Origin of the sequence: Moorena producens 3L (assembly GCF_000211815.1) — a bacterium.
GTDB classification, from domain to species: Bacteria; Cyanobacteriota; Cyanobacteriia; order Cyanobacteriales; family Coleofasciculaceae; genus Moorena; species Moorena producens.
This window is the reverse complement of record NZ_GL890840.1, coordinates 141,448-157,401: the sequence shown is the minus strand read 5'-3', so window position 1 is coordinate 157,401 and position 15,954 is coordinate 141,448. Positions and strand designations below refer to the sequence as shown.

The following is a 15,954-nucleotide window of genomic DNA, read 5'->3' as shown; positions in this document are numbered from 1 at the left end:
TGTCTACTCTTTAACCGCAACCTTTTACTGCTTGCTAACTGGAACCCCACCCTTACCCGCACCAGTCAGGGAAGTATTGCATGCCCAGGAAGGTTTCTATATTCTTTTCCTGCCGGACTTACCACCATGTCCACAAAACCTAACTCCAGTAGTTAAACAAGCAGTCTGGCGTGGCTTGCACATGGTCACCAATCAACGTCCTCAAACTGTAGAAGCTTGGTTATCGCTGCTGCCAACTCAGGAGAAAGTTCCTCAAAGCAGTTCTCAATTGAAAGTGCTGAGTCCTCAGCAAAAGTCATTAATTTCCCCAAAACTCAGCACTCAGCCCTCAAAACTGAAGACTCAGCCCTCAAAACTGAAGACTCAGCCCTCAAAACTGAGCACTCAGCCTTCAAAACTGAAGACTCAGACTTCAAAACTGAGCACTCAGCCTTCAAAACTGAGCACTCAGACCTTAGCTGTTCTCAAAACTGTCCACGCCAAGCTCAAAACTCAAACCTCAAAACTCAAAACTACCAAAGCTGGATTCCCACTGAAAGCCCTACTGATGACCGGTGCTCTTGCCGCCTCAGCCGGATTAGGATTTGGTTTCGCACTGCGAATGAACTCTCAAAAAGAACCTGGTTCTACCATCTTCCACACCGATCAATCCTTCCCTCCTCGCAGCAATTGGCCTTTGTCAGAACCCCAACTCTGAAACACCTTCAACCTCATCAAGGTGGTTTATTCATATTCATACTTGTACAGGACTTACAGCACACTGGCCACCAAACGCGCTTAATAAGTAGTAGGGCGACTAAGGAAAAGTTACTTCCTAAGTCCTGTTAGATTTAAATACATAAAGTGATATAATAATAAATTTTTAAATTAAAAGGACATGGCAGATTGGACAAACTGAGGATATACGAGGCAAGTAACTAGATTTGAATTCACTCATAATCCTGGGCAAGTACGTTATAATTTGTTACGTAAGCTAAAGAAACTTATCAATGAGTAACTCTGTAATTCATGCCTTTTTTCTGGGTAGGGCTGCAGCTCAAGCCATTAATCGGCAGCTCGAGGATGCTCTGACCAATGCCCTGAGTGAGTTAGGCAAGTTTGATGCTGAGCAGCGTGATCGACTGCGGCAGTTTACCGATCAGGTAATAGAAAGTGCCAATCGGGAAGCCGGAGCAGCAGCTGATTCTACTATTAGTAACACAGGTAGTAACACAGGTAAAACAGGATCCAAGCCAGCTGATCTGCAAGCGATGATTGATGAGCTGCGAGCAGAAATTGCCAGCTTGCGTACTGAATTAAAAAACTATCGCAAGCAATCTTGATAAGATTAATCGTTACTGCCCTAAATTATTTACAAAAGGGAGTAGTTTCGAGGCTTTTTAATCTTTTTTTAATAACCTGCTATTTTTTTGATAAAAACCTTACAGAGAAATCCGAGTGTCTGCTCTTTCTCAAAACTCTATTAACCTTACACTAGATCAGGAACGCAATGTGTCTAGCCAAAGTTCTATAGGTAAGCCATACAGCGAAAAAGCTTATCGGTGGAATCAAGAAAATTACTCCCGTCAAAGGCGTTTTATTGATATTTGGCGTTTTGTTTTGACCCTCATGACTGGGTTGTGGCTTGATGGGAAACCTTGGAGTTATCGGGGAGGATATACGGAGCAAAAGCAGGCATATAGACGCAAAACACAAGCTATCTGGATTCGAGATACATTCTTAGATCTCGGACCAACGTTTATCAAAGTTGGACAGTTATTCTCCACTCGTGCCGATTTATTCCCCAGTGAGTACGTAGAAGAACTTAGCAAACTACAAGACCGGGTTCCTGCCTTTAGTTACGAGCAAGTTGAGCAGATCATCCAGGAAGATTTAGGCAAGCCCATCAAGGAACTGTTCAGTGGTTTTGACCCAATTCCTCTGGCGGCGGCTAGCTTAGGGCAAGTTCACAAAGCTCAACTTCGCAGTGGTGAAGAGGTAGCGATTAAGGTCCAAAGACCAGGCTTAAAAAAACTGTTTACCATTGATTTACAAATTCTCAAGGGGATCGCCTATTACTTTCAAAACCATCCAGACTGGGGGCGTGGTCGGGACTGGAGCGGGATTTATGAAGAGTGCTGTCGCATTCTTTGGCAAGAAATTGATTATCTCAATGAAGGTCGAAATGCAGATACATTTCGGCGCAACTTCCGCAGCTATGACTGGGTGAAGGTACCCCGTGTCTACTGGCGCTATACCTCATCACGAGTTTTGACCCTAGAATTTTTACCAGGGATTAAGATTAGTAGTTACGAAGCTCTAGAAGCAGCTGGTCTAGACCGCAAATTAATCGCTCGTCTGGGCGCAGAAGCTTACCTACAGCAGTTGCTAAATGATGGCTTCTTCCATGCTGACCCCCATCCGGGAAATATTGCGGTTAGTCATCAAGGTTCCCTGATATTTTACGACTTTGGCATGATGGGGCAGATTAAGGCCAATGTGCGCGAGCAACTGATGGAAACCCTGTTTGGCATTGCCCAAAAAGACGGCGACCGAGTGGTGACTTCCCTAATTGAATTGGGTGCGCTCTCACCAGTGAGTGATATGGGACCGGTAAGGCGCTCAGTTCAGTACATGCTGGATAATTTCATGGATAAGCCCTTTGAGGAGCAATCGGTCAGTAACATCAGCGATGACCTCTACGAAATTGCTTATGGCCAGCCTTTTCGATTCCCAGCAACGTTCACATTTGTGATGCGAGCCTTTTCTACACTGGAAGGAGTGGGTAAAGGCTTAGACCCCGAATTTAATTTTATGGAAGTTGCAAAACCCTTCGCACTAGAGATTATGACCAACGGCAACACTCCTGACAACAATAGCTTTATTAATGAACTGGGACGCCAAGCCGCACAGATGAGTAGTACAGCATTAGGTTTGCCCCAGCGCATTGAAAGTACTATTGATAAATTAGAAAGAGGAGACCTGCGCATTCGAGTGCGCTCTATTGAATCAGACCGGGTTTTACGACGGCTGAGTGGTATTCAGTTGGGAACCAACTATACTTTATTAATCAGTGCGTTCACCCTTTCGGCTACTATTTTATTTGTCAATGGTAATGTTGTACTAGCCTTGGTAGTCGTTTTGGTGGCAGCTATGTTAGGATTTGCCTTAATTAGGTTGCTCCGACGGCTTGACCGGTTTGATCGGATGTTGTAGTTGTTGTAAAGTCGTAATAACTCCTTATTCCACGATCTATCCACTGTACTAGCAAGTACTAGGAGGCTAAATCGTTGGATATTTCGGCATTTATCCGGACATCTTTGGACATTTCCTTAATTAAACTGAATTAGGTCGATAATAATTATGCTTCTATCCATCAAAACCAAACTGAAGCTCACGGACGAGCAGAAAAGACATCTCCAAAAATTAACCTCAAACCCTTGCACTGCCTGGGTCAAAACCGAGTTTCTGGAGATGTCTAAAGCATCAAGCCAGTAAACAACCGATGTGATGAAAAGTTGCTTCGCCGGTATTACAGATCCGGGCTTACTACGTACAGTTAACCAAGATGACTACTACATAGACCCGGACGGTCGCTTCTTTATTGTTGCCGACGGCATGGGTGGTCATGCCGGTGGACAAGAGGCAAGTAAAATCGCCACTGAGGCGATTAAGACTTATTTGAATAAGGATTGGAACTCTCAAACCCCTTCTGATGAGTTACTAGAACAAGCGATCTATCAAGCCAATCAGGCTATCCTCAACGATCAGCAAACTCATCCAGAACGGTCAGATATGGGAACCACTGCCGTAGTGGTGATGTTCCGTCAAGACCAGTGTTGGTTTTCTCATGTAGGAGATTCTCGCCTCTATCGGTTCCGAAATTCTAAGTTAGAGAAGATTACAGAAGACCACACCTGGGTAGCCAGAGCCGTTAAGTTGGGAGAACTGACAGCTAAACAGGCTCGGATGCATCCCTGGCGTCATGTTCTGTCTCAATGTCTAGGCAGAAAGGATTTACCTAAAGTCGATGTCTATCCGATAGAGGTTAAATTATGCGATCGCCTTTTGCTTTGTAGCGATGGACTTACCGAAGAACTTTCCGATGAATTGATTGCTTCCTCTCTCCAAGAGAGTTCAAGTATTGATCAGGCTCTGGTTATCCTGGTTGAAGCGGCTAAAGAGCAAGGCGGTAGGGATAACATTACTGTGGTTATTGTAGAGATTGGGGAAAGGATGAAAGGTGTTGGATGAAAAGTCTTGGGTGAAGGTGCGTTATTAACACACCCTAGAGGTAGAGTTATTTCGTAAATACAGCTTGGATATATCAGTTACTAGCACTGAGGTAAAACAGAAAGCTCACTCCCTGGGCTTTCATAAGGTCGGCATTGCAGCTGTGGATGTTGATCATAATGACTCAGCAGAGCAAAACTTGAAGGCTTGGCTAGGGTTAGGGTATCAAGCAGAAATGGATTGGATGGCAAATCCTCGACGCTTGGATATTCGTGCCTGTATGCCAAAGGTGAAGTCAGTAATTTCTGTTGCTCTCAACTACTACACCCCTCAGCAGCGTCCCGAAAGCCCTGAGTATGGGAAAATCTCCCGTTACGGTTGGGGCAGAGATTACCACAAGGTCATGCATAAAAAATTGAAGGAATTGACCTTTTGGTTACAAGCACAAGCAGAAGAAATCCAGGTGCGTTACTATGCTGATACAGGGCCAGTACAAGATAAAGTCTGGGCGCAGCGCTCAGGTATTGGTTGGATTGCTAAAAATGGTAATGTAATTACGCGGGAGTATGGCAGTTGGGTATTTTTAGGGGAAGTGTTGACTAACCTAGCCTTGACCCCAGATACCCCTCACACCTCACACTGTGGTAGCTGTACCCGCTGTATTCAAGCCTGTCCAACGGGTGCTATTACCAAACCGTTTGTCGTTGATGCCAACCGCTGCATCGCCTATCATACCATTGAGAATCGGGCTGAAAACTTGCCGGAATCGATTAAACCCCATTTAGAAGGCTGGGTTGCTGGTTGTGACATCTGTCAAGATGTTTGCCCCTGGAACCAACGTTTTGCTAAAGAAACTGATGTGGTAGAGTTTCAGCCCTACCCTTGGAATGTGGCTCCTCGACTCACAGAATTAGCTACTATATCTGATCAGGAGTGGAATCGACGGTTTCCAGCTTCGGCGCTGCGGCGTATTAAGCCAAATATGCTACGGCGCAATGCCCAAGCTAATATTGATGCATCTCAAAAATCCGTTGACTAGTCTGACTAGTCATTGATTACTTGGGTGGCGAATTGCGAATTGCGAATTGCGAATTGTTAATTGTTAATTGCTCAATGAGTGTAAAAGTAATTCTTTTTGATTTTGATGGGACTCTGGCTGATACCCTTACTGCCATTGTCAAGATTAGTAATAGCTTAGCGGGAGAATTTGGATATCAGCCCACATCAGCTGAAAAATTGGAGCAAATTAGACATTTAAGCTCTAGGGAAATTATTAAGCAATCGGGTATTTCGAGGTTTAAAATACCGTTTTTGTTAAAAAAGGTGCAAAAACTATTACGCCAAGATATTCAAAGTTTAACTCCTATTCCTGGAATAATTGACGTTTTAAATGATTTAAAATCTGAAGGTTACCAATTAGGGATATTGACATCTAACTCGGCAGAAAACGTTAACCTTTTTCTGACCCATAATTCTTGGGTAAAGCTTTTTGATTTTGTTGACTCAGGGAGTCCCATATTGGGGAAAGAAAAAGTTATTCGTAAATTCCTCAAAAAACATAATTTAAATCCTGCTGATGTGATCTATGTCGGAGATGAAACTAGGGATATTGAGGCAGCTAATAAAAATACTATTAAAGTAGTTGCTGTGAGTTGGGGATTTAATTATAAAGAAGCCCTAGCTCAATATCAACCCGATTTTTTGATCGACGAACCCCAGGAGTTATCTGAAGTAGTATCTAATTTAGATAACTCAAAAGTTAAATCAAAAGTATTTTGTTATTAGTAATTATTTACTGGTTACTTATTACTTGTTAATTTACCAATGATAATTTGATATCAGCCAATTTTAAATCACATCTTGCACTACTAACCATAGTCAGCCAGGGATGAAAATCCCACCGCGAGTAAATCAAGTCCTGTCAAGACTGAAGTTACCCCATACAGGTGTACTATCAATCCCTAAAAGCTTACTGTGCTTGCATTTTGACCCAGCCAACTGATTGCGGAGAACCTGATACAACACTGGGATGAATTGGTGAGCAAACACCGATATCTGTTGCGCTACAATTGGTTGCTGTTTGAGCGCACAGCCAAACGCCTTGGATTAAAACTGCGAACTCACCCTCAAGCTGGCTTTTTTGCGCTAGTAGATGTGGCAGAGGCAGAACAAGATGCCATGGAATTATCGCTGCATCTGGCTCAGAATTATGCTCTGAGTTCCACTCCTGGCATTGATTTTCATGAGCACGATCATGCCTTTTTACGATTAAATTTTGCCTGCCCTGCCCATCAAATTGAAACCGGTTTAACCCGGCTAGCAGGCTATGTGCTGGAATCAGAACTATCCCTACAGCAGCCAGGCAGAAAGAGTGCGGCAGTCAATGCAAGTCATGGAGCAAAACCTTGGGCAAAAGTCATATATTGAGAGCAAGTGAATGATATGGCTGATACTAGTAACGCGATCGCTGATGTTGTAGTGGTAGGGAGTGGCTTTGCTGGTCTGAGTGCGGCGATCTCCGCGTCCCAAGCTGGCGCATCAGTCATTGTCTTGGAGAAGGAAAACAGCCTCGGCGGTAACTCAGTTGTTAGTGGAGGAACTGTGACCGTTGTGGGTTCTCCGATTCAAGCCAGAGAAGGCATCCAAGACTCTTTCAGCCTGTTGAAATCAGATATGTGCCAGGCAGGACAACAGAGAAACAATCCGCGCTTGGTTCAACAGGTGATCGAGCAATCCTACCCCACTTTTGAGTGGCTCACGAATGAACTTGGTGTGAAATTCAAGGATCGAGTGGATCAGTATGGTGGCCACTCTGTACCTCGCAACCACACACCAGAAGACGTGTCAGGTGCCGCCATGATCACTGCACTGTTGACTAAAGCCAAGCAACTCGGGGTCGAAATTAGAACCCAAACTCGCCTGAGCAAATTACTGGTAAACTCCCAGAGAGATACCCATCCGATCCTCACAGGAGTAGAAGTGCAAACAACCAAGCCATCAGCTCCGATCCAGCAGATTAACGTTAACCAGGGAGTCGTTTTAGCAACAGGGGGCTTCTCCGGAGATACCGGTTTTCGGCAGCAATACGCTCCCCATCTCCCCCCCAATCTGGATCACACCAATGTCCCCAATACCAGCGCAGAAGCCTTGGTAGAAGCCATCAGAATTGGTGCCCAGTGCCTCGATTTGGATCAGATTCAGCTTGCTCCCTGGGTCTCTCCAGATGAAACAGGCTATGGCATTGCTCCACTCTTTGCTAGCTATACGGTGCTAGCCTATGGATTAGCGGTTGATCCGGCTACTGGAAAACGCTTTATTAATGAACTCGCTGATCGCAAAAGGTGGACAGATAAGTTGTTAGAATTGGTCATCCTTGTATTGGTATTGCGGATACTGCGGGAATGCAAAATACTGGCATTGAGATCGAACCTGATTTAGATCGAGGCGTGGTGAAAAAATTAGAGACCCTATCGTCTTTAGCAAGCACGTATCAGATTCCCTTAGAGAAACTCAACCAAACCATCAGTCGATATAACTCCTTTGTGGAACAGCATCAAGACCCAGAGTTTGGTAAATTTATACGGGATTATGCCAAGCCCTTGAGTTCCCCCTTTTATGGCGTTCGATTATGGCCTAAAGTGCATTACACTATGGGAGGCCTTAAAATTGATGTTCGCGGGCGGGTTCTGGGGAAAGGCGATCGCCCGATTATCGGGCTGTATGCCGCAGGAGAAGTCACAGGCGGTATTCACGGAGCCTGCCGTCTAGGGGGGTGTGCCATCACGGAATGTCTGGTTTTTGGGCGAATCGCGGGTAGAGAAGCTGCAAGCCACACTCAAGTCCCTTCCTAGAAGCCTCAGTGACCAATCAGATCCATTTTTCAATCGTAATAATAATTAACTTTACCTAATGGTAAAAATGATTGACTTTTCCTCTCAATCTTTGTAAGATATTGATGGTTTTTTTTGAATTTAAACAGAACCAAAAATGATTTCTTCATCCTTCAAATTAACAGAGCAAGATATTGCCAATTTTAAAAAAAAAGGATTTGTCAAGCTGAAAGGTTTTCTTGCACCAGAGGCAATAAAATGTCTTGATGGAATCTTATCACAGGAGCTTGAAGATGCAAAAATAGCCTATGAAGATGCATTTTCAAAGTATAAATTTGATATGGAAAACAATGAAGATATCGAAATAATTCAGCATCCTCTATTTCAATCAACATTCGCGAAGCTTTGCGAATGCTCGTTATTCTCTACTCAACACATGGCCTATGAAATAGAGAAAAACACCAATTCAGGATTCGAGTGGCACGCCGATATGTTGAGTTTTGCCTGCCAGCAATTAGAAGATTTTGGCTGTACCCTTTGGATTCCCTTAACCAAGATAGATACAAATGCACAAGCAGGAGGGATGAGCTATGTCTCAAAGGAAAAATTTTCTGGAAGATTTCTTTATGACTATGCATTAATCCTTTCTTCTTATGTACAAGGCTTGCAAGCACAAGATGCAGCTCCATCGAAAGAGGAAATGGGGCGTTTAGAATCTTTGATGGTTAACTCACCTGAGGTTGATACAATTCTCAGAACTCAGGCTGAAACGGATGACTTTGAATTAGGCGATGCACTTTTGTTTGACAAGGAGGTGATGCATCGGACTTGTCTATTGACCGAGGGTCCCATTAATAGGAGAAGAGCCTTTGTGATGAGATTTATCGCAGCAGATTCAACCTATGATTTAGATAGGGTTCAAAAACTTAAACCCTTTATCGACATTTTGGGCTACGGCTTTTTCACTACTTTTGCCCTAGATGTCTGTAAGGAAGAGGGTGAATTGATTATGGAGAGTCCATTGTTTAATACGACAAAAGCTCAAAGACTGATCCCAGTTAAGCAATAGGGATGTTTGATACCAATTTTGATTGTTCTCTAGATAAGCAGGTCTACCGTTATGCAGACTCACCAAGAACGCTATGATCAATGGGCACCGGACTACAACCGAGATGTTGCAGCCAGAAACTACGATGGGCCAGAATACATCGTTCGTTATCTGATGGAAATAGTCAACAGTGGCAAAGTGTTGATCAATCCAACAAATCCTGATTTTAAGGTCATTGATGTGGGATGCGGCTCAGGGTTGGTTGGCAAAGGCTTACAGGAGCAGGGTTTTCGGCATATTGATGGGACAGATTTATCCCAGGGCATGATTGTAGAAGCCCATAAAACTGGAGCCTACCAAACCTTAATTGGATGGGTTGATTTAAACCATCCACTGCCATTTTTTCTGCATGGACAGTATGACCTAACCCTCTGCTGTGGTGTGTTTGCCCTGGACTTTGTTGAACCTCAATCTCTGAAATGGTTAGCACAGGTCACAAAGCCAGGAGGAACTATTATCATGAGTACCAAAACAACGTATTACAACACCTACGACTTTGAGGGTTACTACAAACAGTTGCAATCTGAGGATAAGATTAAACTCGTTGATTGCCGTATGGATCAGCCTTATTTGGGAACTGAAGCCGACGGCCATTACTGGATCTTTTCGGTAAACGGCGCGTCATGAGGTGACTGTGGAGGACTAAATGCTTGTCATATCAAGCTTGGAGTCTATATATAGCCAATCCAATAGGTTGTAAGCTGTTGCGCATTTAAACTGTGATAACAGCATTGCCTTTGTTTTTTATTTTTCGTACCCATTTTATAATTAACCCTCCTTCATTTAAAAGATGATTTAACAAACATTCTAATTCTTCAATTGATTTGAAAACTCGATTGGCAATATATTCTTTTGCTGAATGCCAAACCAATTCAATTAAGTTATAATCAGGACTATACTCGGGAAGATATTCTAAATAAATATTCGGCATATCTTCTTCTATTTTATGAATATATTCGGCTTTTTTGTGAAAACTAGCATTGTCTAAAATAATGACGATTTTCGGTCCTTTATTAGCAAAGTCTTCTAGTTGATTACCCGCTTCCATCCATTCATTTTCTAGCTCTTTATAAAAGGTTTTTAAAACTTCATAAAAAGTTTGACTATTGCTTTTTTTGAGGAAATCTACAAATCTTTTTTTATCTGAATATCGCAAAGCTCCCATCACATTAACTCTCCCTTGCCTTTCGGGCAAAGCCCGACGCTGCGCGAACGGTCTCCTCTAACTTTTTTTCGCTTTCCTCTTTTACACCAGTTTTTTCTTCTGATGACTCTCAAACTAAATCCGCTTTCATCCCAAAACCATACCTGAAGACGCTCTGGGCTTTCTTTTTCTATTTTTAAATACTCATCTAGTTTCTTTTTAAATGCTTCCCTTTTTTTAGGGTCTTTTTTAGAATCTAAGCTATACTTTGACCAAAGGTAAACATATTTTTTCTTGACTAGTATCCTACGAACTTGAGACCCACTTAACTTGATGCCTGTTGTATCTTCTAAATGAACGGCTAATTTTTGAGCTGTCCATCGACCAAATTCATATCCTAATTCTTCGGGTTCTTTTTCGACTAATTCTAATAATACTTCTATATATTGTTTTGTTGCTTTTTGGTGATTGCCTTTCATTCTTTTATCTTTAAGACTCTCTAAGTCATCTGGATCTCCGTGGACACACCAATAACAGACTGTGTTCTTTGAACAACCCAAAACTTCAGCAATTTCTAACTGTGTTTTTCCACTATTCAACAACAGCAAAATTAAAATACGTTCTCTAATATTTCCATTTTCTTCTATTTTTAAGGCTTTTTGAAGTATTGTTTTTTGCTGTCAGATAATTTTTTGCTGGCATATTTCCTATTATTGGGTTATTTATTAATTTTTATTATACCAATTTAAATGCCGAACAGCTTATAAAGCCAGGTTATATAAGAATTTGATTGGCTTTTATTGTCCTTTTTTTTATCTGGATTATCGATTATTTTACCCATAAATCGATTATTTTACCCATAAATCGATACCCAAAGCAGCTACATAAAAAAACTATGGTCAAGTAAAAATGCTTTGTAAGCATATGCTTACCTAAAATTAACCTTTGAGAACAAAAATATCAATACCTCCTTTAAGGATAACTCCCTGATCTTGATCAGAAATTGGCTGATAGCTGATAGCTGATAGCAGCTCAAGTAGCACCATCTGTAGCGCCTTAGCTGACTGCTGTAAATCATATACTGATGATTTTGTCAAATTCTATAAATTTCCACTACACCCCACACCTAGTCTTAACCGACAAGCTTGGGGGTGCATCTCATTTTTGCAATTAAACAAAAATTCTAATAAAATTCCCAAACTGCCTACACTACCCACCCTCCCTAAAATCCCCACGCTTCCGACACTTCCGGCACTTCCCTTCTTTTTTACAAAGATGAGATGCACCCCAAGCTTGGTGCGTAAGTCCTGAAATTCACCAATTGCAGTTGTTGCATAAAATTTGAATTAAATCGTCAATTTAAGCTGAAAAATTCAATTTGAGTGGAAAATAGAAATATAGAGCAGGATTAGCGAAGAGCAACGTGAAATATTTCTTTTTATCGGAAGGCTGGATAGTCGGGCGCGTTTGGGAGTTTGGAGGTCTTTGGAACGAAAACGCTTGGCGACGCCTGCCAGAAATTAAGCAAATGAACCTTTCTATCCTAGAGCAAGGAGAAAAATTGTGGCTCTATCAGGTTGAAGACCTTGTGGTTATGGTTGAAGTCAAACCCATGCCTAACACTTCACCTGAGTCAGCAAAAACTATTGGTCAAGTTGTCCTAAAACGCTTGATCACTGCTGAGCAAGTTATCGAACGCTTAGCGATGACAAATACTGAAATCATGGTAGGGGGCAAAGGTTAACTGATACAGGGAAAAGGCACCAGGGGACAAGGAAGAAGAGGGTGAAGAGGGTGAGGATAGGGAAGATGAGGAAGTAATACTTTTGATTGCGACTTGTGATCAAAGTTATAGCTAGGGTTAGCAGTTAATCAAAAAACCCTAGCCATAGGATTGGAGCCTAATAGCCAGTGCATATCAATAGCCGATACTTTTTAGCTACCAATATCTACCAAAAGCAAATATTAGCCCGCCAATGCAAGATGATTTCTCATCCAGGGTGTATCTACCAAAGCTCGTATAAATATTCCACGAGCGCCATTTAGATCTCGATCCATTCTCTGACCATCAACTTTTGATTTGATAATTTTGCTGCTACCAATCTTGACCAGCTCACCTGTCCAACTGACAGTTTTGCTGGTGTAGGCTTCGCACACATCCAGGACTTGCTTTCCAGTCTCGAAAGCTTTGTGCTTGAGGAACTGCTTGAACCTGTAGTGAGCCAAGTTCATCAGATTGCGAACAGTCTTTGAGTGAATCTTGCGACTCCCACGTTTTGACATCTGGGATGTCTCGAACGTAGGGAGTAAAATCACATCAAAGTTGTCAACCAAAAACCTGGCCGCCTTGTGATGCAGTTCATTGACTAGATTCTGTATCTTGATAGTCATTCTTCTGGCAGCTTTTTTCATTCTTCGCTTTTGCTTTCCTTTAGAAAAGCTGATTTTACCAACCAACTTGTCTAGGTGAGCACATAGGCGTTGGATGCCAGAGAAATCTCCTTCACCAATCTTCCCTACAGAGTTTTCGCTGAAGAATGTCAAAAAGGTTCTCACACCGGGATCGAGCGCAACCACCCTACCTTGATTCTCGGCTTTTTTTGGGGCTGCTTTGTAGGGAACTACTAGATAATAGTTCCCGTTGGTGCTAGTTAATCGACAATCACAAATGTGATCTGGTAGCGATTCAGTAAAGCTTAACTCGCCTAATTTTGTGCGATAAATACCAATAGCTGTAACAGCCGATTTAGGAATATAACAAGACTGGACGGGGTTTTTGCGAGACCTAAACCGAACTCGATTGACCTGCCCAGTTTTCTGGTATTTTTTCTTGGCTTCCCTGATGGCGGTACAGGCATCCTTAATCGCTATAGACTTAATTTGATAAGGCACTGCCTTGCACCACTCAGGGAGATTGTTAAGAATCTCAGTCTTGATCCGTTTCCAGTTAGCCTTTACTGAGCCATCTTGAAGTATCTCGACGGTCTTATTAAAAACATAACGGGAAACTCCAAGCCATTGATTAACCATCTGTTTCTGGCTTTTATCAAGGTAAATCTTGATCTTCTTTGATTTTTTTACCGTACTTCCTGAGTCAATGGACTCGACAGCTGAAGAGGTGAACAATGGAGAGAAGATCCGCGACCAGCTCTGAGTGTAGGCAACTTTCATGGTTGTCGAGAACCACGATTTTTCCACCGTTGGATTCGACCAGGTACTGTACAAGTTCAAACCCAAACCGGGCGAGTCTGTCTCTACAGGCAACAATAAGCGTGAATTGATCTCCTCGCATAAGTCTATCCAGTATGGTTTTAAGCCCAAATCTTTTGAAATTAAGCCCCGATCCGATGTCCTTGATGATTTCGCAGTCTGGGAGTGAGTGCATATAGGCGATTTCCCTGTCAAGGTCATCTCGTTGTTTTGTTGAGCTGACCCGACAGTAGCAGATTGTGTAATCATGCTTGGGTTTTGATTGCTTGATGTAGTTTTCAACGTCAAACAATCTATGCCCCCCTTCTGTTGTGAGTGAATCAATTGTGCCATTATCTGCGTACTTCCTCAATTTATTTTTGGATAATCCCGTAAGTTCGACCGCCTTACGAAGTAGGACTCAACTCATCGGTCAATACTACCAATGATTGGCAGTTTATGGTAGATATTGGACAAGTTTTTGATACTGTCCACTAACCCCCGCACTGATGCTGTGATCGTGGCGAATTTCTTGGCTCGCAACTACAACTGGATGAGTAATACAACCAATTATATCCCGATACTTTTTAGCTACCAAAGTCTACCAAGATAGACCAAGGCTCGCCAAGGCAAGATGCAATAGCATCCAGGGGGTATCTCCCAAAGCTCTCGGGAATATCCCGCGAGCGCCATAAAAATGTCAAAAAAGTCTAACACCGGGATGTAACCGCAACTATTAAACCCTTGGTTTTCGGCTTTAATTTAAGTTACATAATAATCCCTGTCGGTGTTACCCTAATTTAAGTCTAACAAATAATAAGAGTTTTTGGTAGACTCTGCGACATTTTCTCTAGCTGTTTACTAACCCTTTTAGCCCCAGCTTTCCCCAACTCTGGACTCTTCCCCCTATTCCCCCTGCCCTCTTAAGTGCTTTAGGTGATATGGTTTGAACTCAACTTGCCATAAGTCCTATGCTTATGCCTTTTTCCTTTCAACATACCTTTTTCATTTTGATTTGTGTCCGACTATTGCTAATTAGTCAAGAGGCTACCGGACTGAATTTGAAAATTTTTAGATTTTAGAAGCTATATTGCTTTAATTTAGGCAAATACAAGGGAAATTTGCGCAATATAGCTGGTTTTAGGCTTCCGACCCTAAGCTGAGAACATGACCGTTCGCTTGCAATCGGCTCTAACAATAGTTACACTTCTTTAAACAAACTTTAGTTTCATACATACTTTGTCCTACCTAAGTTGCCAATGGCAAAATCTAGGGTGGCTACCCAAGTAGCGATACAGTTAGGTTCACACCTAACCAAGGTCGGTCGGAGAGCTTGAAAGCTCTCCAAACAGTGTCAAATTAAAGAAATCATACCGTAAGCGTTGTCAGATTAGGTTTTTAACCCCTCGAACAACGTGACTCTTAGAATCCTCTGTGTTTGAAGCGGGGGAGATTTCAAGGCGATTTCTAACATACTGATCAAAAGAAGCGTCGAAGTAAAAACTCTATATTAGGAGGAGCGTAGTCAATGGGACTACCCTGGTACCGAGTACACACGGTCGTCCTGAATGATCCAGGACGTCTGCTAGCTGTGCACTTGATGCATACAGCCCTGGTGGCAGGCTGGGCTGGTTCAATGGCCCTGTACGAATTGGCAATTTTTGATCCGAGTGACCCGGTTCTTAACCCGATGTGGCGTCAGGGGATGTTCGTCATGCCCTTTATGGCTCGTCTAGGGGTTACTGATTCCTGGGGGGGCTGGAGTATCACTGGTGAAACCGTAACCAATGCTGGCTTATGGTCTTTTGAAGGTGTCGCTGCAACTCATATTATCCTTTCTGGTTTATTGTTCCTGGCTGCCGTATGGCACTGGGTTTACTGGGATTTAGATGTGTTCAGAGACCCACGGAGTGGCGACCCAGCTCTCGATTTGCCAAAAATTTTTGGCATTCACCTGTTCTTATCTGGTTTACTCTGCTTTGGCTTTGGTGCCTTTCACTTGACTGGGCTTTGGGGTCCTGGGATGTGGGTATCTGATGCCTATGGTCTCACTGGTAGTGTTCAACCCATCGCACCAGAATGGGGACCAGCAGGCTTTAACCCCTATAACCCTGGAGGTATTGTCGCTCACCATATCGCTGCTGGTGTTGTTGGGGTTATTGCCGGTTTATTCCACTTAACAGTACGACCACCAGAGCGATTGTTTAAAGCTCTACGGATGGGGAATATCGAAACGGTACTCTCCAGCAGTATCGCGGCTGTATTTTTTGCTGCGTTTGTAGTAGCAGGCACCATGTGGTACGGCAGTGCTGCCACCCCAATTGAACTGTTTGGTCCAACTCGCTATCAGTGGGATCAGGGTTATTTCCAACAGGAAATTAACCAACGGGTACAAGCTGAATTGGCTGATGGTGCTAGCTTGTCAGAAGCTTGGTCATCAATTCCAGAGAAGCTGGCATTCTATGACTATG

Annotated in this window: 16 protein-coding genes and 1 pseudogene; 13 read left to right on the top strand and 4 right to left on the bottom strand. The window is 42.8% G+C overall.

Translation table 11 applies throughout. The features are described from left to right. The 11 genes from LYNGBM3L_RS45505 to LYNGBM3L_RS07185 all read left to right on the top strand — a co-directional run. Positions 1 to 697, top strand: a 697-nt coding sequence (locus LYNGBM3L_RS45505) for a hypothetical protein (RefSeq protein WP_044492406.1), incomplete at its 5' end; no start/stop codon positions are given. A gap of 292 nt (positions 698 to 989) precedes the next feature. Next, the gene (locus tag LYNGBM3L_RS07225; protein WP_008180879.1) at positions 990 to 1,322 is read left to right on the top strand and encodes a DUF6825 family protein; all 333 of its coding nucleotides are present in this window, start codon (positions 990 to 992) and stop codon (positions 1,320 to 1,322) included. 169 nt (positions 1,323 to 1,491) lie between these two features. After that, on the top strand, positions 1,492 to 3,195 hold the full coding sequence (locus LYNGBM3L_RS07220) for an ABC1 kinase family protein (RefSeq protein WP_229414387.1): 1,704 nt from the start codon (positions 1,492 to 1,494) through the stop codon (positions 3,193 to 3,195). A 294-nt stretch (positions 3,196 to 3,489) separates the two neighbouring features. After that, positions 3,490 to 4,233 carry a Stp1/IreP family PP2C-type Ser/Thr phosphatase gene (locus LYNGBM3L_RS07215; RefSeq protein ID WP_008180875.1) on the top strand — a complete coding sequence of 248 codons (744 nt, stop codon included), beginning with the start codon at positions 3,490 to 3,492 and terminating at the stop codon, positions 4,231 to 4,233. 64 nt (positions 4,234 to 4,297) lie between these two features. Further along, positions 4,298 to 5,251 (top strand): tRNA epoxyqueuosine(34) reductase QueG, encoded by a 954-nt coding sequence (gene queG, locus LYNGBM3L_RS07210; RefSeq protein ID WP_008180872.1) that lies wholly within the window; start codon positions 4,298 to 4,300, stop codon positions 5,249 to 5,251. A gap of 74 nt (positions 5,252 to 5,325) precedes the next feature. Further along, positions 5,326 to 5,997 carry an HAD-IA family hydrolase gene (locus tag LYNGBM3L_RS07205; protein WP_008180869.1) on the top strand — a complete coding sequence of 224 codons (672 nt, stop codon included), beginning with the start codon at positions 5,326 to 5,328 and terminating at the stop codon, positions 5,995 to 5,997. Between the two features lie 252 nt (positions 5,998 to 6,249). Beyond that, complete coding sequence (locus tag LYNGBM3L_RS07200) at positions 6,250 to 6,639, top strand: pyridoxal phosphate-dependent aminotransferase family protein (RefSeq protein WP_008180867.1); 390 nt, start codon at positions 6,250 to 6,252, stop codon at positions 6,637 to 6,639. 15 nt (positions 6,640 to 6,654) lie between these two features. Continuing rightward, on the top strand, positions 6,655 to 7,650 hold the full coding sequence (locus LYNGBM3L_RS07195) for an FAD-dependent oxidoreductase (RefSeq protein ID WP_008180865.1): 996 nt from the start codon (positions 6,655 to 6,657) through the stop codon (positions 7,648 to 7,650). Between the two features lie 11 nt (positions 7,651 to 7,661). Next, positions 7,662 to 8,063, top strand: a complete 402-nt coding sequence (locus tag LYNGBM3L_RS48455) for an FAD-binding protein (protein WP_161603133.1) — start codon at positions 7,662 to 7,664, stop codon at positions 8,061 to 8,063. A gap of 136 nt (positions 8,064 to 8,199) precedes the next feature. Next, positions 8,200 to 9,111, top strand: coding sequence for a phytanoyl-CoA dioxygenase family protein (locus LYNGBM3L_RS07190; protein WP_008180863.1), 912 nt, complete (start codon positions 8,200 to 8,202; stop codon positions 9,109 to 9,111). A gap of 51 nt (positions 9,112 to 9,162) precedes the next feature. Then, positions 9,163 to 9,777, top strand: a complete 615-nt coding sequence (locus tag LYNGBM3L_RS07185) for a class I SAM-dependent DNA methyltransferase (protein ID WP_008180862.1) — start codon at positions 9,163 to 9,165, stop codon at positions 9,775 to 9,777. An 85-nt stretch (positions 9,778 to 9,862) separates the two neighbouring features. Here the strand turns inward: LYNGBM3L_RS07185 and LYNGBM3L_RS38000 are convergent. Together LYNGBM3L_RS38000 and LYNGBM3L_RS42965 are read right to left on the bottom strand one after the other, a co-directional pair. Then, positions 9,863 to 10,996 (bottom strand): annotated as a pseudogene (locus LYNGBM3L_RS38000) (IS630 family transposase). A gap of 236 nt (positions 10,997 to 11,232) precedes the next feature. Next, positions 11,233 to 11,391, bottom strand: coding sequence for a hypothetical protein (locus LYNGBM3L_RS42965; protein WP_154659698.1), 159 nt, complete (start codon positions 11,389 to 11,391; stop codon positions 11,233 to 11,235). 326 nt (positions 11,392 to 11,717) lie between these two features. Here LYNGBM3L_RS42965 and LYNGBM3L_RS07170 point away from each other — a divergent pair, with 326 nt between their 5' ends. Continuing rightward, on the top strand, positions 11,718 to 12,038 hold the full coding sequence (locus tag LYNGBM3L_RS07170) for a hypothetical protein (RefSeq protein WP_008180860.1): 321 nt from the start codon (positions 11,718 to 11,720) through the stop codon (positions 12,036 to 12,038). Positions 12,039 to 12,259: 221 nt separating this feature from the next. Here LYNGBM3L_RS07170 and LYNGBM3L_RS07165 read toward each other — a convergent pair whose 3' ends face one another. Beyond that, entirely contained in the window at positions 12,260 to 13,492 is a 1,233-nt protein-coding gene (locus LYNGBM3L_RS07165; RefSeq protein ID WP_075873603.1) for an RNA-guided endonuclease InsQ/TnpB family protein, read from the bottom strand. Next, positions 13,389 to 13,856 (bottom strand): IS607 family transposase, encoded by a 468-nt coding sequence (locus LYNGBM3L_RS37995; protein ID WP_229414350.1) that lies wholly within the window; start codon positions 13,854 to 13,856, stop codon positions 13,389 to 13,391. The genes LYNGBM3L_RS07165 and LYNGBM3L_RS37995 overlap by 104 nt, the downstream gene beginning before the upstream one ends. A gap of 1,155 nt (positions 13,857 to 15,011) precedes the next feature. Here LYNGBM3L_RS37995 and psbB point away from each other — a divergent pair. Further along, positions 15,012 to 15,954 (top strand): photosystem II chlorophyll-binding protein CP47 (gene psbB / locus LYNGBM3L_RS47080; protein WP_044492403.1); only part of this gene is annotated, 943 nt, incomplete at its 3' end.